Source organism: Sinorhizobium sp. BJ1 (genome assembly GCF_002531555.1).
In the GTDB taxonomy this organism is placed as follows: domain Bacteria; phylum Pseudomonadota; class Alphaproteobacteria; order Rhizobiales; family Rhizobiaceae; genus Sinorhizobium; species Sinorhizobium fredii_B.
This window is the reverse complement of the sequence record NZ_NWTH01000004.1, coordinates 426228-446312: the sequence shown is the minus strand read 5'-3', so window position 1 is coordinate 446312 and position 20085 is coordinate 426228. Positions and strand designations below refer to the sequence as shown.

The following is a 20085-nucleotide window of genomic DNA, read 5'->3' as shown; positions in this document are numbered from 1 at the left end:
CATACCGTCGGCCACCCGTCGGGAGCGTGGCATTGCGCGAACTTCATCCGATTGAGGAAGGAAAGCTCCCATGAGAACGTTTGCATTGGCCATAGCGATTTCGTTTGCCATGACGGCCTCGGCTTTGGCGGCACCGCCGGTCAAAACGGTCGAGAGCGAGAAAGGTCCGGTCCTCGCCGCGGCAAACGGCATGACGCTTTACACGTACAAAGACGACCAGAAGGGTGTCTCCAGCTGCTATGATGCCTGCGCAAAGAACTGGCCGCCCTTCATGGTGGAGGGCGACGGAATGGCAGAAGGTGCCTATTCCATCGTCGAGCGCAAGGACGGCAGCAAGCAATGGGCCAAGGACGGTATGCCGCTCTATTTCTGGGTCAAGGACAAGAAGATGGGCGACATCACCGGTGACGGTGTAAAGGGCGAATGGGATGTCGCACGGCCGTGACGGTTCGGAGGCGGACGCGGGTGCGGACGCTTCCGCGCCCGACGCCTTCGAAGAAAACGTCCTCACTCTGATGCCGGCGCTCAGGCGCTACTCGCGCAGCCTCGCCCGGTCCGATTCGGACGGCGAGGACCTGTTGCAGGACTGCGTCGAAAAGGTGCTGGCGCGGCGTCAGCAATGGCGAGGCGTGAACCTGCGTGCCTGGGCTTTCACGATCATGACGAACCTCTATCGCAACCACCACCGCCATCGCGCGCTGCATCCCGAGGTCGAGTACGAAGAGGCGCTGGCCCTCGTTGCCGAAGACCAGGACGCCGATCCCTTGCAAAGCCGCCGGCTCGAACGCGCGCTGGACCGGCTGTCGGCGGAGAACCGCTCCGTGCTGATGCTCGTGGTGATCGAAGGCTATCGCTATCAGGATGTGGCGGAGATGATGGCCATTCCGATCGGCACGGTGATGTCGCGCCTGTCGCGGGCCCGCCGCCAGCTCGCCGAAGCGATGAAAGCCGACAATGTGATTGCCCTGCGGAGACCGAAATGACGGACGAATTCAACACCGTCTCCGAAGACGAACTGCATGCCTATGTCGACGGCCACCTCAACCAGCCGGAGCGGGGGCGTATCGAAGCCTGGCTGGAACGGCATCCGGCCCGCGCGGAAGAAGTCCGCGAATGGCAGGCCCAGACGGCAGCGCTTAAAGAACATTTCGCACCCTATGCCCGCGACGAAGCGGGCGATCGGCAGCTGCTTTCCGCCCGTCGGCACCAGGGCAAGGCCGTCGCCTCATCCCCCGTCCCCTTACTGCGGCGCATCGCCGCCGGTCTTCTGATCTTCGCCGCAGGAGCCCTTGCGGGCGTCTACACTCCCGGGATTCTCGCCCCGGATCGGCCGCCTGAGACGGCTGAGGGCCCCGACAGCCTGCCCCGCCAGGCGCAATCCGCCTTCCAAGTCTACGCGAGCGAGGTGCGCCATCCGGTCGAGGTCGGCGCCGACCAACGGGTGCATCTCGCGACCTGGCTCGGCAAGCGGCTCGATTATGGACTGAAGATCCCCGATCTTGCGGCGCTCGGATTTTCGCTCGTGGGCGGCAGGCTGATCCCCGTCAACGACACGGCGGGCGCGATGCTGATGTACGAGGATGGCTCCGGCCAGCGGGTAACCGTTCTTCTTGGGCGCAACAGGGACAATCGCGAAACGAGTTTCCGTATTGCGCGCCAGGGCGGCCTAGAAACCTTCTACTGGATCGACGGCGAGATCGGCTATGCTGTCACCGGCGAAGTGCCGCGCGATCTCCTGCAGAAGGTCGCCAACGAATGCTATCGCCAGTTCGAGGGGTCTGAAGCCTCCTAGAGCCTTTCCTGGTTAAATTGAACCATTCTGTTGGCTCAAGCGGAGCGGAATGTTTGCTCGGCTGGCGCGCGGCGTAGCCAACGCTACGGCGAAGCCGGCCGAGCAAACAGGCCGCCCGCTTCAGCCAACCCGAAGGGCCGGGCATCTTTCCGCAAGGATCAGAGGCGATCGCCTCGGCCGTACGTCCGAGTACGACTCTCGGCAATCGCCTCTGCCCTGTCGAAAACCTGCTCCGGCAGAATGTTTCCATTTAACCAGGAAAGGCTCTGGCGCCCCGACTTGACCTAATCTTGTCGCAGCGGATCGTTCTCAAGGACGATGGGCTTGCCATGCGGCGTGGCTTCGGCAGCACGCTGCCAGCTTCGGACCAGCGCCTCGAGTTCCGGACCCGAGGTGATGGAGAGCTTCGCGACCAGGTGGCTGAGCGCCGCCACCCAGCAATCATAATAGTCGCTGCCATCCACCTTTCGGCCGGGCCTATGGAGTTCCGTCGAAAGCGCCTCGGCCCATTCATGCCAGGAAAACACGCCCTGCTCATGCAGCCGGACGGTCATGGCAAAGGCGGCCGCCTGCCAAGGCTCGGCAAAGATTGGATCGCCGTCCGCCGATTTAGGCAGTTCGGCGGAGGCGACCAGCGGAGATGTGGTGTTACACGCGCTCAAGATAGCTCTCCCAGGCATCGATCGAGACAGTGAGCGTCGGATCGGCGCCCTCGCCCCAGATCTCTCCGCCATCAAAGACGACCGTGTAAACCCATTGTGGGTTCTCGCCCCTGCCATGGGCGTTATCGTCCGGGAAAACAAAACTGCCCTGCACCGCTTCCACCACGCCCGTCTTGGCACGGGCATAGCGCGGCAGGCGCGTATGAGTCTCGGGATGGAAATTTTTCGTACGCACGGTTTCCCCGACGACGAAACGCGGTGGCGTTTGCACCGGTCGGTCACAAGGCCCCCCCTTGGCGAGCACGCCCGCGACCATATCGGCCTTCAGCACCCGCTTCGGCTCCCGCCCCTTTTCAAGCATTTGGCCGACATCAAGCTCCGCTTGGGTCACGAAACCGTGGCGCTTCAGAAGCGTTTCCAGCGCACGAGTCCAGATCTCGTAATAGCTCGCCGCAAGATAGGTCGCAGGCGGCAGGCTCTCGCGCGCATGACGGCTCTCATCGATCGTCCAGGCACCAAAGGCACCGCAGGAGAGCGTTATACCGAGGGCCCGCTTCTCCCAATCCGCGTGGAAATAGGGCTCATCCTTTTCCGGTGCGATCGGGCCGAGGCCGTGCTGGCCGCCAAGGTCATGCGGTCCGTTCATCGCGCAGCCTCCGGTGACAAAGCCAACCCGGTCCCAATCATCGCGTCGCGCGTGACAAGAGCGGCCAGTTCCTCCTCTCCGAAGCCTTCCGTGCCGTCGGGCCGTTCGGGGACGACGATGTATCGCAGTTCCGCTGTCGAATCCCAGACGCGGACCTTCTTCTCCGCCGGCAGCTCGAGCCCGAATTCGGCAAGCACGCCGCGCGGATCGATGACGGCGCGCGAGCGATAAGGCGGCGCCTTGTACCAGACGGGCGGCAGGCCGAGCACGGCCCATGGGTAGCAGGAGCAGAGCGTGCAGACGACGAGGTTGTGCGTATCGGGCGCGTTGAAAACGGCGCGCATATGTTCGCCCTGCCGCCCGGTGAAGCCGAGGCTGGCGATCGCGGCAGTGGCGTCGCGCTTCAGCCAGCTGGCAAAGTCCGCATCACTCCAGGCCTTGGCGACGACGCGGGCGCCGTTGCGTGGCCCCACCTTCGTCTCGTAAGTCTCGACGATCGCATCGATTGCCGCCGGGTCGATCAGCCCCTTTTCCGTCAGCACCGTTTCCAGCGCTTTCACACGCGCTTCCATATCGGTGAAACGGTTGTCGTGCTCGTGATGGCCGTGATCGTCTTCATGACCATGATGATGCTCGGCCATTCGGTCGCTCCTCTACCGGAAATCCGATTATTTCTAATGCACTAGGGTGAAGATCGGAATCACTATTTGAAGAATTTTCCGGTCATTGTCTTTACTTCAACATCGGCCAAAGACTGACGACGAGCAGTACGGCCATGGTTATGTTGAACCATTTGAGCCGCGTCGGCTCCGCGAGCCATTGCCGGAGCGCCGACCCGAAGCCTGCCCAGGTCGAGACACTCGGCACGTTGACGAGCGCAAAGACCAGACCGACGACGAAGACGCTCAAGAGATAGCTGTCGCTGCTCGTATAGGTGGCCATCGCCGAGACCGCCATTACCCAGGCTTTCGGATTGATCCACTGGAACGCGGCCGCCTGCAGAAAGGTCATTGGCGCCGCACTCGCCTTGCCCTCGCCAAGCGAGCGCGAGGATCCGATCTTCCAGGCGATCCAGACGAGATAGGCACCCCCGGCGAATTTCAGCGCGGTATGGAGCAACGGCACGGAGTGAAGCAGTGCACCAAGCCCCAGGCCGACCGCGATCAACAGAACGAAGAAACCGCTGCCGATGCCGAGCATATGTGGGATCGTACGGGCAAAACCAAAACTCACGCCCGAGGCAAACAGCATCATGTTGTTCGGACCGGGCGTGATCGATGTCGTGAAGGCGAACAGGAACAGCGCCAGTAGCGTATCCAGTTGCATGCATTTCCTCCTGCAAGCGCGGCGCGGCACGGCCGTAGCGATGCGCCCTATCTCGCTGATTTGACGTGGCATTCTGCCCGAGCCGGAATCCGGCCGCGCAATTTAGGTCAGCCTACCTGACCCAAATGCTAAGACCAGCCATTTCTTGTCATGGTAACAAACCGGATTGAAGAGACCGACTGGCTCACCGGCCGATGGGACGATGCACGGCGCTTTCGCCATCGCAACCCCGACGCACATTTCGGCTCGTAGCGTTGTCGTTCCTTAAACGGCGGTAACGCGTTGCATAAACAAGGTGCTGGCGACTAATATGCGGTGCTCCGACGGAGACCTGACGAAATAGTGTTGATTTGGCGGCAGGCGTACTCTGAAGGAGCACGCGCAATTTGCTCGTGGGATCAAGATGATCGCGCCGTACGAGCTAGACAGCGAGCGTTCGCGGCAGCAATGGGCGTTGAAATGGGGGATGCATCTTCACGCAAGGCAAAGGCATGGCACGGCTTCGCTTGCCTGATCTTCCTGCTCGGTCAGCCGCAAGCCGTTCGTGCTTCTGACTGGTTCGATTGGTATGGCATTACAGGGCCATGCGATGGCGACTGCAGTTTCATGATCTTTGGCGGCAAATTCGTCGAGACGCCGATGGATGAAGTCTTCCTCCAAGGCAACCTGGCTCCGTCCGAATGGAATTTTGGCGACAGCGGATTGCTGGGCATTGCGGCATCCCGAAGGGTCGCAGGCCTTCTCGACAACACATTTCAAGTCGAGGCCGAACTCGGATTGGCAAAGCGTTTTGGCGCAATGGATGAGTATGAGGCATGGGCGGCAGCCTATCTGAGATATGCCTCTTTTCCCTGGAACGACTATCTCTACACCACTGTGGCCGTTTCAACCGGCCTTAATTACGCCAGTGGCATCGCGGAATTCGAGACGGAAAAGTCAGACGATGGCGATGGCAGCCGGCTTCTACATTATTTCGCACCCGAAATTACCTTCGCTGCGCCGGAGGACAAGTCCAAGGAACTGGTGATACGATTCCATCATCGCTCCGGTATCTTTGGCCTGGTGAACGATACCGGCGGTGGTGTGCAGTACCTGACTGTCGGCCTAAGGTTCAGATTTTGAGCAGGCCCGCCCGTCGCTCTCTGGTTATGGTTACAAGCCGGATCAGGCAAGCTTGCGGGGGGGAAGCGTCCGGCAGGCTCGCTTACTTGCGCTTTCGCGTATCCCTCTTCTTTGTAGGTTCGGCAACGGAATTCGCCGCCTCCGCGGCTTCCTTTTCCAGCCTCAGCTCCCTGAGGCGGGCCGTCTTTTTCAGCCGCGCCGCCGCCTCCTGTTCGATGATTGCGCGCGAAGCAAGCGTCGCCTGGTCCGCGCGGTCCGACGGATTTTTCTTTTCATTCTTGAACAGACGATTGGTAGCGGTGTCCTTCATTGCGTTCTCCTTTCCGAGAGCAATAAAAAAGGCCGGGCGAACCCGACCTTCCCTATCATCTCAACCGGCCAGTGCCAGTACATCCGTGGTCAAAGGCTGGGAGATGATAATCCTGTGGGATGCGATGATGAGCACAATCGCGAGCGCACACTTAAAGGGCGCGCAAATTTTCCGCCGACGTCTTGCCCGTACGACGATCCTGCGCAAGCTCATAGCTAACTTTCTGACCATCCTTGAGGGTGGATAGCCCCGCGCGCTCTACCGCCGAGATGTGTACAAACACATCTGCCGCGCCGTCATCAGGCTGGATGAACCCAAAGCCCTTGGTGCTGTTGAACCATTTTACTGTACCAGAAGCCACGTGGCTACCTTTCAATCGCTTATTGAAGAACAACGCCGCATTTCAGCAACGTATTGCTACCGATTTGTCAGGATTTTCGTGACAATGCGCAGCAGCGCAGAAACAAATACCGTCGATCAACATCGTTGGTCAATATGTAGGTCAGGAGTATGTTTCTTACAAGCCAGGATATGATTTTTCTCTTGCCTCTCCATAATTGCCTTAACGGTGACGAGAGTCGTAGTGTGGCTTGAGCCTTGACCCCTCCGGTGGACTTTTTGGGACCGGATTCTAGGGGGAGTTGAACCATTCGCAGGACATCCTCCATGCACGATCCGATTTCCTCCATCACTTTCCCCGATGGACGCAAGGTTCCGGTTCTCGGTCAGGGAACCTGGCGGATGGGCGAGATCCGAACAAAGGCGGCTGACGAAATCCGCAGCCTGCAGCTCGGACTCGACCTCGGCATGACGCTGATCGATACGGCCGAAATGTACGGTGACCGCGGCGCCGAACGGATTGTCGGCGAAGCGGTCGACGGCCGGCGCGACGAAGCATTCATCGTCAGCAAGGTACTGCCCTCCAATGCCAGCCGATCGCGCACGATTGCGGCCTGCGAGCGCAGTCTGCGCAATCTCGGCACCGACCGTATCGACCTCTATCTGCTGCATTGGCGCGGCGGCCATCCGCTCGCCGAAACCGTCGCCGCTTTCGAAGACCTGAAGAAGGCCGGCAAAATCCTCGCCTGGGGCGTTTCGAATTTCGACGTCGACGACATGAAGGAGTTGCAGTCGGTTCCGAACGGCGGCAGCGTCGCGGCAAACCAGGTGCTCTACAATCTCGCCCGCCGCGGCATCGAGTACGACCTGTTGCCCTGGTGCCGGGACCGTGGCGTGCCCGTCATGGCCTATTCGCCGCTCGACGAAGGACGTCTGCTGCACGATGCCGACCTGGTCCATATCGCCAAGGCGCATCAGGCAACTCCCGCCCAGGTCGCTCTCGCGTTTCTCAAGACCCGCTCCGGCGTAATCTCCATACCGAAGACCGGCTCTGCCGAGCGTGCCCGCGAAAACCGCGATGCCATGGATATCCATCTGACCGCGGAAGACCTCGCCGAGATCGACCGGCTCTTCCCGCCGCCAAGGAGGAAAATGCGGCTCGACGTGATTTGATTTAAAGAGTTCGAGGGGTGAGCGGCCCCTCATGCCGCTGCCGCGACCTTCTCCCCGTTTTCATCGGGGAGAAGGAGCAAACCGCAATCACCCAAGTCCCCTCTCCCGCTTGTGGGCTAGGGGCAATACGCCAGCCCAGCAGGTCAATCGAGCACGCGCATTACATTCCCTGCGGCCCGCGGTTCATCGCGGCAATACCGGTGCGGCAGACCTCGATCAGGCCGAGCGGCTTCATGATGGCGATGAATTGCTCGATCTTCGAAGGCTTGCCGGTGATTTCGAAGACGAAGTGATCGATATTGGCGTCGATGACCGAAGCGCGGAAGGCATCGGCAAGCCTGAGTGCCTCCACGCGATGCTCGCCCGAACCGTGCACCTTGACGAGCGCCAGCTCGCGCTCGACCGGTCGGTCATGACCGAGCCCGGCGGCCCGCACGGTGAGATCGACGACGCGATGCACCGGCACGAGCCGTTCGAGCTGGTTCTTGATCTGCTCCAGCACGTGCGGCGTGCCGCGGGTCACGATAGTGATGCGTGACAGATGCGCCTCGTGCTCCGTTTCTGAAACCGTCAGGCTCTCGATGTTATAGCCGCGGCCGGAGAAGAGGCCGATGACACGGGCGAGGACGCCCGGCTCGTTGTCGACGAGGACGGAGAGCGTGTGCGTCTCCGCAAGTTCCGTCTCCTTGGCGATGAAATAGGCGGAGCCGGTCGGCTGAAGATGTGCACTCATTTTTTCTTTCCTACCTTTTCATCAAACGAGTTGGCGGCCCTTGGCGTCGATCGCGTTCGCTACCGCTTCGTCGGTCGCCTCGTCGGGGAGCAGCATTTCGTTATGCGCCTTGCCGGACGGGATCATCGGGAAGCAGTTGGCGAGGTTGGCGACGCGGCAGTCGAAGATCACCGGTGCCGGCGTGTCGATCATCCGCCGGATCGCATCGTCCAGGTCGGCGGGCTTCTCGCAGCGGATCCCGACGCCGCCATAGGCTTCGGCCAGCTTGACGAAATCGGGCATCGCTTCCGTGTAGGAATGCGACAGGCGGTTACCGTGCAGGAGCTGCTGCCATTGCCGGACCATGCCCATGTACTGATTGTTGAGAATGAAGATCTTGACCGGCAGGCCGTACTGAACGGCGCAGGACATCTCCTGGATGCACATCTGGATCGAGGCGTCACCGGCAATGTCGATGACGAGGCTTTCCGGATGCGCCACCTGGACGCCGATCGCGGCCGGAAAGCCGTAGCCCATCGTGCCGAGGCCGCCCGATGTCATCCAGCGGTTCGGCTGCTCGAAGCCGAAGAACTGCGCCGCCCACATCTGGTGCTGGCCGACCTCGGTGGTGATGTAGGTCTCGCGGCCCTTGCTGAGCTCGTAGAGCCGCTGGATCGCATATTGCGGCATGATGACGTCGTCGTTTGGCGTGTAGGCCAGCGAATTACGCGCCCGCCACTTCGCAATTGAGCCCCACCAATCGTTCAGGCGTGCCTTGTCGACCGTCTTTGCGGCGGCCCGCCAGAGCCGGACCATGTCTTCGAGGACGTTCGCGACATCGCCGACGATCGGAACGTCGACGCGGACGTTTTTGTTGATGGAAGACGGATCGATGTCGATGTGGATCTTCTTCGAGTTCGGCGAAAAGGCATTGAGGCGGCCGGTGATCCGATCGTCGAAGCGCGCCCCGATGCAGATCATGATGTCGCAATCATGCATCGCCATGTTGGCCTCGTAGGTGCCGTGCATGCCGAGCATGCCGAGCCAGTTCTTGCCGGAGGCCGGATAGGCGCCGAGGCCCATCAGCGTCGAGGTGATCGGGAAGCCGGTGAGCTCAACCAGTTCGCGCAGGAAATGCGAGGCCTCAGTCCCGGAATTGATGACGCCGCCACCGGAGTAGATGACCGGCTGGCGCGCCGACTTCATCAGCGCGATGGCTTCTTCGATCTTCTTCAGGTCGCCCTGGGTCTTCGGCTGGTAGCTCTTTTGCGTCGGAACGGCTGATGGCGGCGTGTAGGTGCCGGTCGCGAACTGGATGTCCTTCGGAATGTCGACGACGACCGGGCCGGGACGGCCGGACTGGGCGACGCGGAACGCCTCATGGATGATGCGGGCGAGATCGTTGACGTCCTTGACCAGCCAGTTGTGCTTGGTGCAGGGCCGCGTGATGCCGACCGTGTCGCACTCCTGGAAGGCATCAGAACCGATCAGCGGCGTCGGAACCTGACCCGAGATGCAGACGAGCGGGATCGAATCCATCAGCGCGTCCTGGAGCGGCGTCACGGCGTTGGTGGCGCCTGGACCGGAGGTGACCAGCATGACGCCGACCTTGCCGGTGGAGCGGGCATAGCCTTCGGCCATGTGGCCGGCGCCCTGCTCGTGGCGAACGAGAATGTGCTGAATGTCTTCCTGCTGGAAAATCTCGTCATAGATTGGAAGCACGGCGCCACCGGGATAGCCGAAGATGTGTTCGACGCCATTGTCCTTCAGAGCCTGGAGAACGATCTCCGCCCCTGTCATCTGGTTTTCAGTTCCGCTCATTGGCCTGCTTCCGTCCCTTTTGTAAGGTTTGGGGTGATTAGCTTGTTTGAGGACATAAAAAAAGGCCCCATCAGGAGCCTCGTTCAGCGCATGGGTGGCTACCGCCGGATGGTTACACCATCCTGCCCATGCGCCGTCCCACCACAAGAATAACCGCGAAGTTTTTCATGGGCCGATTTGATAAACAGAAATCCGTGACCCGTCAACGCCGATTTGCCGGGTTTCTCCCGCCACACGTTTGTCGTGAACCGAGTGGAAGGGACACCGCAACCACTTATTAAAGCCGCTCCACTATTCTGGAACGCTATTAGTCGAGGTGTGCATTGCCCAACAGTGAAACTCAAGCGCCGATCAGCGCCGGAGAACAGGAACGCCGCGACGGCATGAAGCCGGGAAACCGTTTCCTCGGCCGGGTCGTCGCCTGCAGCGGCTCGCGCGCTACGATCGCGGCGATCGCCGAGCAGGGAGAGACTTCGCTCACCGAACTCTGGTCGGTCGGCCGGCTGATCTCGATCTCGGTCGGCACAAACCGTGTCGTCGCTCTCGTCTGTTCCATGCAGACCGCCGCCGAAGAATGGAGCGAGGAGACCAACATCACTTTTCGCATCGAAGTCGAATTGATGGGCGAAGTCTTCAAGGGCCCCGACGGACGCGAAGAGTTCTCAGCCGGCATCAGCCGCTATCCCTATCTTGGCGCGATCGCGCATCGGATCCGAGCCAGCGACCTGGCACGCATCTATGATTCCCGGCAGTTGGACAGTTGCGTTATCGGTAAGCTGACGCAGGACGAAAGCCTCGATGCCACCATCCACGTGCCTTCGATGCTCGCCAAGCATTTCGCCATCGTTGGCACGACAGGCGTCGGCAAGTCGACGGCAGTCACCCTGCTCCTCAACAAGGCGATCGCCGCCGATCCGAAGCTGCGCGTCTTGATCCTCGATCCGCATAATGAGTTCGCCGCTGCCTTCCCGGAGAACGCGGTGGTCATCGAGACCGACACGCTCGACCTGCCCTTCTGGCTCTTCCGCCTGGAGGAATTCGCCGAAGTGATCTTTCGCGGACGGCCGCCGGCGGCGGAAGAGCTCGACATCCTGCGCGACGTGATCCCGGATGCGAAGAAAGCCTTCAAGGGCGGAGAGACCGGCCTGATGCGCCGCCAGACCGAGAAAAGCTCGATCACGGCCGACACGCCGGTCCCTTACCGCATCGCCGATCTCCTGGCGATGATCGACGAGCGCATCGGCCGGCTCGAGGGCCGCACCGACAAGCCGCACCTGCGCTCGCTGAAGGTCAAGATTGTCTCGGCAATCAACGATCCGCGCTATCATTTCATGTTCTCGTCGAACACGATCACCGACACGATCCAGGATACGATCGCCAAGATCTTCCGCATACCCGGCGAAGGCAAGCCGATCGCCACCTTCGAACTCGCCGGCATCCCTTCCGAGGTTGTCAATTCCGTCGCTTCGGTGCTCTGCCGCATGGCGTTTGAAATTGGCCTCTGGAGCAATGGCGGCATCCATATGCTGGTCGTGTGCGAGGAGGCGCATCGTTACGTGCCGGCCGACCCGACGCTCGGTTTCCTGCCGACGCGCCAGGCGATCGCCCGCATCGCCAAGGAAGGTCGAAAATACGGCGTGTCACTCGGCATCATCACGCAGCGCCCCGGCGAGCTCGACCCGACCATCCTGTCGCAGTGCTCGACCGTTTTCGCCATGCGGCTGGCCAATGACCGCGATCAGGAAATCATCCGCTCGGCGATTTCCAATTCGTCGATTTCGACCACCAGCTTCATCTCCTCGATCGGCAATGGCGAGGCGATCGCCTTCGGCGAGGCCGTGGCGGTGCCGATGCGCATGCGCTTCAGCCGGGTCGAAGAGGAGCGGCTCCCCCGTGCTCACGGCATCATCGACAAGGTTGACGAGGATGCGCCGCCGGTCGTCGACCTTCGTTCGATCGTCAGCCGCATGCGCGCCATGAACGGACCGGATATTACGAGCTTCCAGCAAAGCTACCTCGCCGCACAAGGCAGCCCGGCGCCGCTCCACGAGGATGATGCCGCCGATGCCCTCGACAACGCCGAGCCTGCCGAGTTCGGCTACGATCCGCCGGAGCGCGCACTCGAATCCTATCGCCCGGACATGTTGCCGCGCAGGCCGGAGCCGACCGATCCGCAACTCGACCGCTTCAATCAGATCCGCGAGCAGATCCTGTCCGGGCAGGCGGAAAGAGACGCCGCGCGATCGCTGCACATGCCGGCACAGCTGGAACGTGGCTTCACGGCGCCCCCAACCGAACCGCATCGCCCGGGATCATTGCGCGAAAGCCTGTTGAAGCGCCCTCTCGGCAGCATCATCCGCAAATAACAGCGATCTCCACGGATCGGATTTCGACCTCCGACGTTGTTGCATAGACGCCTGGCGTGACCAACACGACGGAGGATCTCATGGACGACCGCGAGGCCTGGGAACTGGAACGCAGGCTGTGGCTCGAAGGAGCCGGAGCATACCAGCACCTGCTCGATGACGAATGCCTGATGGCCTTTGCGCCGGTGGGCATCCTCGTTGGGGTGGAAATCATCCGGGCTCTTGATGGCGCCCCGCGATGGAAGAATGTCGAGATGACGGAGCAGAGGAGCGCTCGGCCCAACGATAGCGTCCTGGTGCTCGCCTATCGGGCCGAGGCCCGACGCGAACCCGATGTCTTCTATGCGGCCTATTGCACGTCGACCTATGCACGAACCGGCGAGGACTGGCGCCTCATTCAGCATCAACAGGCGTCGATCACGCCATCGCAACAGGAGGAGGCGATGGACGACGTCCTTCGGAGCTTTTTCGCACGCTATGAAAGCATGGCAAATCGGGTGCTCGCCAGGAAAATGGATGTAGGCGATACGACCTTTGCCTTCGCATCGGATTTTATCGCGGCTTCGCCGGTGGGCGTCATGGCCGGAAAGAACGACGAGAGCCTGAAAACGTCGATGGAGAAGGGCTATGCCCGTTACCGGGCGATTGGCACCAGGGAGCTCAAGATCCGCGACCTCAAGATCACGCCGATCGATGCGCTGCATTTCCTCGTCCGGGTCGACTGGCGTTCGGTCTATGAGCGGGATAAGAAGCCGGATGTCACAATCGATTTCGAGGTCCACTATTTCGTTCAGCTGCGCAATGGCGAGCCGAAAATCTTCGGCTGGGTGAGCGGTGACGAGGAGGCGGTGCTCCGGGAACATGGGATAGGTTGAGAAAAACCGCCCGCTATAAAACTTCATCTGGTTGCGCAATCCGCTGCCAGCTGTCATCGAGTTGGTTGCGGAACCAGGTCATCTGCCGCTTGGCATATTGCCGTGTCGCCGCTGCTCCCGTCGCGATCACCTCTGCCTCATTCATTTTGCCCTTCAGCATCGCGGCGATCTGCTGCACGCCGATCGCCTTCATCACCGGCATGTCCGGCGGGAGCTTCAGACCGAGGAGCGCCCGCACCTCTTCCACGGCGCCGCTTGCAAGCATCATCTCGAAGCGCCGGTCAATGCGGCTGTGGAGAAGCGTACGGTCCGGCAGGACGACGATCTTCTGCGCTCGGGTCGGATCGACGATCACCGGGCCGCGGCTCTGCTGATAGAGACGAATGGGCTTGCCGGTCGCCTCGACGACCTCGAGCGCCCGCACGATCCGCTGACCGTCGCCGGGCCGCAACTGTTCTGCCGTCTGCGGGTCGCGCCGCTCAAGCTCGGCGTGGAGGGCCGCCGCCCCCTCTAGCTTTAACCGCTCTCGCAACCCCTCGCGGATCTTCGCAGGAATCTCGGGCATGTCCGACAGGCCGCCGGTCAGGGCCTTGAAATAGAGACCGGTTCCGCCGACGAAGACGGGCAACCGGCCCTCGCCGCGCAGCTTGGCGTTCAGCGCCTCGGCGTCCCGCAGCCAGGCGCCGGTCGAATAGAGCCGCCCCGCGGGCACATGGCCGTAGAGAAAATGCTCGATGCCGCCCATCTCGGTCTCATCCGGACGCGCGGTCAGCACCTTCAGGGTGTCGTAGACCTGCATGCTGTCGGCATTGACCACCACCCCGCCGTGCCGCTTAGCCAGCGCCACCGCAAGCGCGGACTTGCCGCTGGCGGTTGGCCCGGTTATCAGGATCGCATCCATATCTCGATCAAGGTTTTTCATCATGGCTCTCGTTGCCACGCTTATCGCCAATCCGTCAAATCCTGTCCTGACGCCCGCGCTGGCGGAGGCGGCGGCCGAAGCCATCCAGGCGTCCGGGCTCTACTGGCTGGCCGACGGCATTGCCTGCGACCTCGCGCTCAAGGACGGCACCGATCCACATGAGGCCGAAGCGCGGCTGCGGGCTTCAGTGGATGGAGCGGCCGTTGACGTCGCCGTGCAGGATGCCGAAACCCGCCGCAAGAAGTTTCTGATCGCAGACATGGATTCGACCATGATCGGACAGGAATGCATCGACGAACTCGCCGCCGAAGTCGGTCTCAAGGAAAAAGTCGCGGCGATCACCGCCCGTGCCATGAATGGCGAGATCGCCTTCGAGCCGGCGCTGATAGAGCGCGTGGCGCTTCTGAAAGGCCTCCCCGCCACGGTTATCGCCGAGGTGATCGCCAAGCGCATCACGCTCACCCCCGGTGGGCGCGAGTTGATTGCCACCATGAAGGCGAAGGGCCACTACACGGCGCTCGTTTCCGGCGGCTTCACCGTCTTCACCGGTCCGATCGCCGAAAAGCTCGGCTTTGACGAAAATCGTGCCAACGAACTCCTGGAAGAGGACGGAGCCCTGACCGGCGAAGTCGCCCGTCCGATCCTCGGCAAGCAGGCCAAGGTCGACGCGCTTATCGAGATTTCCGAACGGCTCGGCATCTCGACGGCGGATACCATTGCTGTCGGCGACGGAGCCAACGATCTCGGCATGTTGCAGCTTGCCGGCAGCGGCGTGGCGCTGCACGCCAAGCCGGTCGTTGCCGAACAGGCGAAGATCCGCATCGATCATGGCGATCTCTCCGCCCTTCTCTATCTCCAGGGTTATCGCAAGTCGGATTTCGCGAGGTGATCATCCGCGAGACCGAGCGTCTGAGAATCCGCAGCTGGTGCGAGGGCGACCGCGATCTCTTCGCCGAGATCAACAGTGATCCGAAGGTAATGGAGTTTTTTCCGCTTCGACGCAGCCGCTCGGAGTCCGACGCACTGTTCGACCGCAACGCTCGGAGGATCGGCGAGACCGGTTTCGGGTTCTTCGCTCTTGCGCTGCGTGACAGCGACTTGCCGATCGGCTTCTGCGGCCTGGCGCGGACCGATCTTGAGCCGCATCTGCCCGACGGCACGATCGAGATCGGCTGGCGCCTCGCCGTCTCCCATTGGGGCAAGGGCTACGTGACCGAGGCGGCGCTGGCGCTTCTCGAGCACGGTTTCGGCGAAAGGAGGCTGAGCGAGATCGTCTCCTTCGCGGTGGCGAAAAATATCCGCTCGACGGCCGTGATGAAGCGAATAGGCATGCGGCCGGACCCTCTGCGCGACTTCGATCATCCAACCGTGCCCGACACGCATGCGCATCTGAAGCGTCACGTGCTTTATGCGATCACAGACAAGGAGTGGAAGCGCCGAGCGTAGACGGAGACTCCCGCGCCGACGTGCCGTGATTGACGCACAGCGCCACGCTTTTCTCGGACTTGCAAGCTTGCCAGCTCTTCACCGATGTCCAGGGTCGACTTTCGCCTGGCTACTCCATCCGCACCGTAACGAAGCGCAGCTCGCCGGTCTTGTTGGCGATCATCAGCAATGCGTTGCGGCGGCCGTCGGACTTCAGTGCCTCGACGCGCGATGTGACGTCCTCCGGTTTGTCCATAGCCTCCTGGCCGACTTCGACGATGACGTCACCCGCCTCGACGCGGCGCTCGGCCGCCGGCGAATTCGGCTGGACTTCGGTCACGACGACGCCGTTGACGTTTTCGGCAATGCCGAAGCTCTTGCGGCGATCGGCGTCGAGCACGGCGAGTTTCATGCCGAGTATGACGTCCGTCGCCGGTAGTGTGGCGGCGGGCGGTTCGCTTGGCTTGACGCTCTCACCCTTCAGTTCCCCGCTGCCCCCCGCGCGCGCCAGGTGTTCGCCATCCTCAAGCCGGCCAAGCGTCACGCGCACCGTCTGCTCCTTGCCGTCCCGGATGATCACCACCTCGACCGCCTTGCCGACAGGGCTTTCTCCGACCGCGCGCATGAGATCGCGCATTTCTCCGACCTCGTTGCCATCGAAGCGGATGATGATGTCGCCCGCCTTGATTTCGCCATGCGCAATCGGGCCGCCCTCGATGATGCCGGAAACCAGCGCCCCCCGGGGCGCCTCCATCTTCAGGCTTTCGGCGATGTCGTCGGTGACCGGCTGAATCCGCACGCCAAGCCAACCGCGCCGCGTCTCGCCGAACTCCTTGAGCTGGTTGACGACGTTCATCGCAAGCTCGGTGGGCACTGCAAAGCCGATGCCGACCGACATGCCGGTTTGCGAAAGGATCGCCGTGTTGATGCCGATCACCTCGCCCTGCATGTTGAACAGCGGTCCGCCGGAATTGCCGCGGTTGATTGCGGCATCGGTCTGGATGAAGCTGTCATAGGGTCCGGCATTGATGTTACGGCCGCGCGCCGAAACCACGCCGACCGAGACGGATACGCCGAGGCCGAAGGGGTTGCCGACGACCATCACCCAATCGCCGATCCTGATCTTTCGTGAATCGCCGAAGGACACCGCCGTGAGCGGCTTCTTCGGTTCGACCTTGAGCACCGCCAGATCGGTCTTGGTATCGGTGCCGACGAGCTTCGCCTTCAGCCTGGTTCCGTCGGAGAGGTTGATCTCGATATCGTCGGCATCTTGGATCACATGGTTGTTGGTGACAACGTAGCCGGACGGGTCGATGATAAAGCCGGACCCCAACGAGTTGACCGTGCGAGGGCGTCCGCCCTCGCCTTGGCCCTTGAAGAATTCGTCGAAGAACTCCTGGTGCGGCGATCCCTCCGGCACCTGAGGCATCGGCGCATTGTCATCCTCGCCCTTGACGTTCTGCGAGATGGAGATGTTGACCACGGCGTCGAGCAGGCTTTCGGCAAGATCGGCGACCGAGGGTGGGCCGGCGGCCGGCCGCGGCAGCGCCGTCTCGGCAAGAGCCGTATTGGAAAAGAGCAGTGCCGTCGCAGCCGCCAGCATCAGGCCGCGGAAGATTTCAGGTCGTTTCGACAAGTCGCTGTGCTCCTCATTCCATCACGCCGACCATGGCTTTCGGTGGTCCGCGATCACTGCGCAATCCGTTCCATCCGTTTCGGCGAATTATACCACTGCCGCAAGGCGTTGCGGCGGCTACTTTGCGCAGCAAACGATCGTCTTCTGAAGATACGGCGGATTTCCGGAGCGTCCAGACACGATTTCCTGATCTTTGACAGATCAGGTGGTGATTTCGTGGCCGTGTTCCTTCAGCGCCTGCACCGCCTTCTCGAGATCGGAGCCGGCAACGAAGATGTAATCGGTGCTGAAGGTCGAATTGGCGAAAACGCCCACACTGGCTGCCGAGAGCGGGCGAAGCACCGAAGACAGGACACCCGGCACGTCGAAGCTGAAATGCTGCTCTATGCGGAAACAGCGCCAGCCAAGCGAACTTTGAACGCTCGAAGGGACGCGGGCGGCGCGGCAAACAAGTGTCATTTCCTCGCGCGAACTCGAAACTGTCCAGAACCCCGGGCCGGGCAGCCACTCCGGAATAGCGGACCCGATGTTCAGGCGGGTAATCGCATATTCGGCATCGACCAACCGGATCAGCAGTCTATGTGTCATTTCGCATTACCCTCGAAGCAACCAAACAAGTCCGACGCCAACGGCCACAGATGTGAGTCCGGCGAGGCGCAGCTGATGCTCCGGGACATACGGCAAACGCTTCGCCAATTCCACAAGAACCAAAGGGGCCAGTGCGTACACCAGCCCCTCGATGATCAGGAAGAATGCAAAGCCGGTCAGAAGATCGGACATTGCCCGCTCAATCTGCGGTCGCAGGTGCCGCCGGCACGGTTGGCGACAGCGGCGGCGTTGCCCCGTCCGCGCTGTTGAAATAACGGAAGAATTCCGAATGGGGCGACAGCACCACGGTTGTATCCGGATTTCCGATCGCCTGGGCATAGGCCGCCATCGAGCGGTAGAACTCGAAGAAGCCGGGATCGCGTGTAAAGGCGTCGGCAAATATTCCCGTCCGCTCGGCTTCGCCCTCGCCTCGAAGAATTTCCGAATCACGCTGGGCTTCCGCGACGATCTCGACCACCTGGCGGTCGGCAATCGCGCGGCGTCGCTGGCCCGCTTCATTGCCGCGGGCGCGGATCAGTTCGGCTTCAGCCAGGCGCTCCGCCTTCATCCGCTCGAAGGTCTGTTGCGACACTTCCTGGGTCAGGTCGGTGCGGCGGATGCGAACGTCCTCGATATTGAGACCCAGCGATTCGGCGTCTGCCCGAAGATCGGTACGGACCTCGCGCATCATCGATGCGCGCTCGTCCGATAGCGCCGCCTCGAAGCCCCTCAGGCCGTAGACGCGGCGCAGCGACGCATCGAGACGCGTGCGAAGGCGCGCTTCGGCAGATTCCCGGTCGCCGGAAACCGTTTCGCGGAAACGGCGAGGGTCGGCGATCCTGTAGACCACGAAGGCGTCCACCTCGTAGAACTTGCCGCCGGAAACCTGCACACGGATATTGTCGAGGTCGAAGCGAAGTGCCTGGTCCTCGACATACTGCACGCGGTCGGCATCCATGAAGGCGAAGGGAAGCTTGAAATAAAGGCCCGGCTCGGTCTTCACGTCGCGGATTTCGCCGAAACGAACGACGATCGCCTGCTGGCGCTCATTGACCACGAACACCGACGAGTAGACGACGACCAGTACCGCTGCGACAACGATGAGGATGATTGAACTGCGATTGTTTATCATTGGGTACCTCCCGACTGCGAGGGTCTACCGATTTCGTTGAGCGGCAGATAGGGCAGCACGCCCTGGCCGTTCTTCTCATCGAGAATGACCTTCTTCGACTTGCCGAGAACATCCTGCATGGTTTCGAGATAAAGCCGCCTGCGCGTGACTTCCGGCGCCTTGGAATAGGCGTCATAGACCGAAATGAACCGCTGCGCCTCACCCTGGGCTTCCTTGACGACGCGGTCCTTGTAGGCGGCCGCCTCTTCACGGATCTGCGCTCCCTGACCTCGCGCCTTGCCGAGTATCTGGTTGGCATACTGATTGGCTTCCTCGAGGAAACGATCCTCGTCCTGCTCGGCGCGCTGCACCTCGTCGAATGCGTCGGCCACTTCGCGTGGCGGCGCCGCGTCCTCGATCGCAACCGTGTTCACCGAGATGCCGGCACCATAGGTATCCATGGTCGCCTGGATCGTGTTCTTGACGTCGGCAGCGATCGCCTGACGGTTGTCGCGGAAGATGTCCTGCGCCGGGCGACGGCCAACGACCTCGCGCATGGCGCTTTCGGCCACCTGCTGCAACGTGTCGGCCGGGTTCTCGACGTTGAAGAGATAGGATTTCGGATCGGTGACCGAGAACAGTACGGAGAACTGCACATTGACGATATTCTGGTCGCCGGACAGCATCAGGCCCGCGCTCGACTGGGCGCCGACGCGGCTGCCGATATTGAGCTGCTGCTCCGTCACCTTGACGATCTCGACGGTCTCGAGCGGCCAGAAGTGATAGTGCAGGCCGGGCATGGAGATTTCCTCCTTCGGCTTGCCGAACCGCATTTCGACGCCGCGTTCATCCGGTTGGACGGTGTAGATCGAATTGAGCAGCAGGAAGCCGACGATCAACAGACCGACGATGACGAAGACGCCGCCGTTGAAGCCGCCCGGAACCACGTTCTTCAACTGATCCTGGCCGCGACGGATGATCTCTTCCAGATCCGGCGGCCCGCCTCGGCCGCCGCGCGGCTTATTTCCCTGACCCCATGGCCCTTGATTGCCGCCGCCGCCCCAAGGGCCGCCGCCGCCATTCTGATTGCTCCAGGGCATCAAAACCTCTCTTCAAAGAAAATTCTCTCGCTCAACGCCCCGCAGATTTGCGGCCGGTCGCGACGTGATCCCGTTATAGGTATCATGTGCATTGCTTTCAACGCGATACGGGCGAGTTCACGGTAAATGGCTAAAAATAGTTGACGGCTTCTCGACGCG

General features: G+C 61.6%; 23 protein-coding genes. 9 read left to right on the top strand and 14 right to left on the bottom strand.

Features of this window, described 5'->3' with window-relative positions; all coding sequences use genetic code 11:
* The first annotated feature begins 70 nt into the window (after nt 1–70).
* From CO676_RS08265 to CO676_RS08255, 3 genes are read left to right on the top strand one after another with little or no spacing between them, the layout of a single operon-like run.
* On the top strand, nt 71–445 hold the full coding sequence (locus tag CO676_RS08265; protein WP_097520275.1) for a hypothetical protein: 375 nt from the start codon (nt 71–73) through the stop codon (nt 443–445).
* Nucleotides 429–983: an RNA polymerase sigma factor gene (locus CO676_RS08260; protein WP_097520273.1), complete on the top strand. Its 555-nt coding sequence runs from the start codon at nt 429–431 to the stop codon at nt 981–983. Before CO676_RS08265 ends, CO676_RS08260 begins: the two co-directional genes overlap by 17 nt.
* Nucleotides 980–1792: an anti-sigma factor gene (locus CO676_RS08255; RefSeq protein WP_097520271.1), complete on the top strand. Its 813-nt coding sequence runs from the start codon at nt 980–982 to the stop codon at nt 1790–1792. Before CO676_RS08260 ends, CO676_RS08255 begins: the two co-directional genes overlap by 4 nt.
* 284 nt (nt 1793–2076) lie before the next feature.
* Here the strand turns inward: CO676_RS08255 and CO676_RS08245 are convergent, their stop codons facing one another.
* The 4 genes from CO676_RS08245 to CO676_RS08230 form a co-directional block, all read right to left on the bottom strand.
* Nucleotides 2077–2472, bottom strand: coding sequence for a nitrile hydratase accessory protein (locus CO676_RS08245; protein WP_161623539.1), 396 nt, complete (start codon nt 2470–2472; stop codon nt 2077–2079).
* Nucleotides 2441–3100 (bottom strand): nitrile hydratase subunit beta, encoded by a 660-nt coding sequence (gene nthB / locus CO676_RS08240; RefSeq protein WP_097520269.1) that lies wholly within the window; start codon nt 3098–3100, stop codon nt 2441–2443. The genes CO676_RS08245 and nthB overlap by 32 nt, the downstream gene beginning before the upstream one ends.
* On the bottom strand, nt 3097–3741 hold the full coding sequence (nthA, locus tag CO676_RS08235) for a nitrile hydratase subunit alpha (RefSeq protein WP_014765094.1): 645 nt from the start codon (nt 3739–3741) through the stop codon (nt 3097–3099). Before nthA ends, nthB begins: the two co-directional genes overlap by 4 nt.
* A 91-nt stretch (nt 3742–3832) precedes the next feature.
* Nucleotides 3833–4426, bottom strand: coding sequence for a LysE family translocator (locus CO676_RS08230; protein ID WP_014765095.1), 594 nt, complete (start codon nt 4424–4426; stop codon nt 3833–3835).
* A gap of 447 nt (nt 4427–4873) precedes the next feature.
* Between CO676_RS08230 and CO676_RS08225 the strand changes: the two genes are divergently transcribed.
* Nucleotides 4874–5548: a hypothetical protein gene (locus CO676_RS08225; protein WP_014765096.1), complete on the top strand. Its 675-nt coding sequence runs from the start codon at nt 4874–4876 to the stop codon at nt 5546–5548.
* 82 nt (nt 5549–5630) lie between these two features.
* Here CO676_RS08225 and CO676_RS08220 read toward each other — a convergent pair whose 3' ends face one another.
* Nucleotides 5631–5858, bottom strand: a complete 228-nt coding sequence (locus CO676_RS08220; RefSeq protein WP_014765097.1) for a hypothetical protein — start codon at nt 5856–5858, stop codon at nt 5631–5633.
* 151 nt (nt 5859–6009) lie between these two features.
* Complete coding sequence (locus tag CO676_RS08215; RefSeq protein WP_014765098.1) at nt 6010–6219, bottom strand: cold-shock protein; 210 nt, start codon at nt 6217–6219, stop codon at nt 6010–6012.
* A gap of 305 nt (nt 6220–6524) precedes the next feature.
* On the opposite strand from CO676_RS08215, the gene CO676_RS08210 reads away from it, so the two are divergent.
* Nucleotides 6525–7370, top strand: coding sequence for an aldo/keto reductase (locus CO676_RS08210; RefSeq protein ID WP_097520266.1), 846 nt, complete (start codon nt 6525–6527; stop codon nt 7368–7370).
* A gap of 160 nt (nt 7371–7530) precedes the next feature.
* Here the strand turns inward: CO676_RS08210 and ilvN are convergent, their stop codons facing one another.
* A complete protein-coding gene (ilvN, locus tag CO676_RS08205; RefSeq protein WP_012708543.1) occupies nt 7531–8103 on the bottom strand; it encodes an acetolactate synthase small subunit in 573 nt (190 codons plus the stop codon).
* Nucleotides 8104–8124: 21 nt separating this feature from the next.
* Entirely contained in the window at nt 8125–9903 is a 1779-nt protein-coding gene (locus CO676_RS08200) for an acetolactate synthase 3 large subunit (RefSeq protein ID WP_097520263.1), read from the bottom strand.
* A 383-nt stretch (nt 9904–10286) separates the two neighbouring features.
* Between CO676_RS08200 and CO676_RS08195 the strand changes: the two genes are divergently transcribed.
* Both CO676_RS08195 and CO676_RS36975 read left to right on the top strand, forming a co-directional pair.
* Complete coding sequence (locus CO676_RS08195) at nt 10287–12269, top strand: ATP-binding protein (protein ID WP_179875435.1); 1983 nt, start codon at nt 10287–10289, stop codon at nt 12267–12269.
* A gap of 443 nt (nt 12270–12712) precedes the next feature.
* On the top strand, nt 12713–13144 hold the full coding sequence (locus CO676_RS36975) for a hypothetical protein (RefSeq protein ID WP_041415502.1): 432 nt from the start codon (nt 12713–12715) through the stop codon (nt 13142–13144).
* A 13-nt stretch (nt 13145–13157) separates the two neighbouring features.
* Here CO676_RS36975 and miaA read toward each other — a convergent pair whose 3' ends face one another.
* Nucleotides 13158–14069, bottom strand: a complete 912-nt coding sequence (miaA, locus tag CO676_RS08185) for a tRNA (adenosine(37)-N6)-dimethylallyltransferase MiaA (RefSeq protein WP_086018022.1) — start codon at nt 14067–14069, stop codon at nt 13158–13160.
* On the opposite strand from miaA, the gene serB reads away from it, so the two are divergent.
* Nucleotides 14068–14955: a phosphoserine phosphatase SerB gene (gene serB / locus CO676_RS08180; protein ID WP_097520258.1), complete on the top strand. Its 888-nt coding sequence runs from the start codon at nt 14068–14070 to the stop codon at nt 14953–14955. The two genes, miaA and serB, sit on opposite strands and share 2 nt — an antisense overlap.
* A complete protein-coding gene (locus tag CO676_RS08175; RefSeq protein WP_097520257.1) occupies nt 14952–15512 on the top strand; it encodes a GNAT family N-acetyltransferase in 561 nt (186 codons plus the stop codon). The genes serB and CO676_RS08175 overlap by 4 nt, the downstream gene beginning before the upstream one ends.
* Nucleotides 15513–15621: 109 nt before the next feature.
* On the opposite strand, the gene CO676_RS08170 is transcribed toward CO676_RS08175, so the two are convergent.
* The 5 genes from CO676_RS08170 to hflK form a co-directional block, all read right to left on the bottom strand.
* Nucleotides 15622–17127 (bottom strand): Do family serine endopeptidase, encoded by a 1506-nt coding sequence (locus CO676_RS08170; protein WP_014765105.1) that lies wholly within the window; start codon nt 17125–17127, stop codon nt 15622–15624.
* Between the two features lie 201 nt (nt 17128–17328).
* Entirely contained in the window at nt 17329–17715 is a 387-nt protein-coding gene (locus tag CO676_RS08165) for an ACT domain-containing protein (RefSeq protein ID WP_014765106.1), read from the bottom strand.
* Nucleotides 17716–17721: 6 nt separating this feature from the next.
* Entirely contained in the window at nt 17722–17907 is a 186-nt protein-coding gene (locus CO676_RS08160; protein WP_012708553.1) for a DUF2065 domain-containing protein, read from the bottom strand.
* A 7-nt stretch (nt 17908–17914) separates the two neighbouring features.
* A complete protein-coding gene (locus tag CO676_RS08155; protein ID WP_014765107.1) occupies nt 17915–18847 on the bottom strand; it encodes a protease modulator HflC in 933 nt (310 codons plus the stop codon).
* Complete coding sequence (gene hflK, locus CO676_RS08150; RefSeq protein ID WP_041414515.1) at nt 18844–19926, bottom strand: FtsH protease activity modulator HflK; 1083 nt, start codon at nt 19924–19926, stop codon at nt 18844–18846. Before hflK ends, CO676_RS08155 begins: the two co-directional genes overlap by 4 nt.
* Nucleotides 19927–20085: the final 159 nt, after the last annotated feature.

What these genes read in the sequence shown, in the direction of transcription:
- CO676_RS08265 (WP_097520275.1), top strand. Translation starts at nt 71, where the DNA reads ATGAGAACGTTTGCATTGGCCATAGCGATTTCGTTTGCCATGACGGCC.
- CO676_RS08260 (WP_097520273.1), top strand. Translation starts at nt 429, where the DNA reads ATGTCGCACGGCCGTGACGGTTCGGAGGCGGACGCGGGTGCGGACGCT.
- CO676_RS08255 (WP_097520271.1), top strand. Translation starts at nt 980, where the DNA reads ATGACGGACGAATTCAACACCGTCTCCGAAGACGAACTGCATGCCTAT.
- CO676_RS08245 (WP_161623539.1), bottom strand. Translation starts at nt 2,472, where the DNA reads ATGCCTGGGAGAGCTATCTTGAGCGCGTGTAACACCACATCTCCGCTG.
- nthB (WP_097520269.1), bottom strand. Translation starts at nt 3,100, where the DNA reads ATGAACGGACCGCATGACCTTGGCGGCCAGCACGGCCTCGGCCCGATC.
- nthA (WP_014765094.1), bottom strand. Translation starts at nt 3,741, where the DNA reads ATGGCCGAGCATCATCATGGTCATGAAGACGATCACGGCCATCACGAG.
- CO676_RS08230 (WP_014765095.1), bottom strand. Translation starts at nt 4,426, where the DNA reads ATGCAACTGGATACGCTACTGGCGCTGTTCCTGTTCGCCTTCACGACA.
- CO676_RS08225 (WP_014765096.1), top strand. Translation starts at nt 4,874, where the DNA reads ATGGGCGTTGAAATGGGGGATGCATCTTCACGCAAGGCAAAGGCATGG.
- CO676_RS08220 (WP_014765097.1), bottom strand. Translation starts at nt 5,858, where the DNA reads ATGAAGGACACCGCTACCAATCGTCTGTTCAAGAATGAAAAGAAAAAT.
- CO676_RS08210 (WP_097520266.1), top strand. Translation starts at nt 6,525, where the DNA reads ATGCACGATCCGATTTCCTCCATCACTTTCCCCGATGGACGCAAGGTT.
- ilvN (WP_012708543.1), bottom strand. Translation starts at nt 8,103, where the DNA reads ATGAGTGCACATCTTCAGCCGACCGGCTCCGCCTATTTCATCGCCAAG.
- CO676_RS08200 (WP_097520263.1), bottom strand. Translation starts at nt 9,903, where the DNA reads ATGAGCGGAACTGAAAACCAGATGACAGGGGCGGAGATCGTTCTCCAG.
- CO676_RS08195 (WP_179875435.1), top strand. Translation starts at nt 10,287, where the DNA reads ATGAAGCCGGGAAACCGTTTCCTCGGCCGGGTCGTCGCCTGCAGCGGC.
- CO676_RS36975 (WP_041415502.1), top strand. Translation starts at nt 12,713, where the DNA reads ATGGACGACGTCCTTCGGAGCTTTTTCGCACGCTATGAAAGCATGGCA.
- serB (WP_097520258.1), top strand. Translation starts at nt 14,068, where the DNA reads ATGGCTCTCGTTGCCACGCTTATCGCCAATCCGTCAAATCCTGTCCTG.
- miaA (WP_086018022.1), bottom strand. Translation starts at nt 14,069, where the DNA reads ATGATGAAAAACCTTGATCGAGATATGGATGCGATCCTGATAACCGGG.
- CO676_RS08165 (WP_014765106.1), bottom strand. Translation starts at nt 17,715, where the DNA reads ATGACACATAGACTGCTGATCCGGTTGGTCGATGCCGAATATGCGATT.
- CO676_RS08160 (WP_012708553.1), bottom strand. Translation starts at nt 17,907, where the DNA reads ATGTCCGATCTTCTGACCGGCTTTGCATTCTTCCTGATCATCGAGGGG.
- CO676_RS08155 (WP_014765107.1), bottom strand. Translation starts at nt 18,847, where the DNA reads ATGATAAACAATCGCAGTTCAATCATCCTCATCGTTGTCGCAGCGGTA.
- hflK (WP_041414515.1), bottom strand. Translation starts at nt 19,926, where the DNA reads ATGCCCTGGAGCAATCAGAATGGCGGCGGCGGCCCTTGGGGCGGCGGC.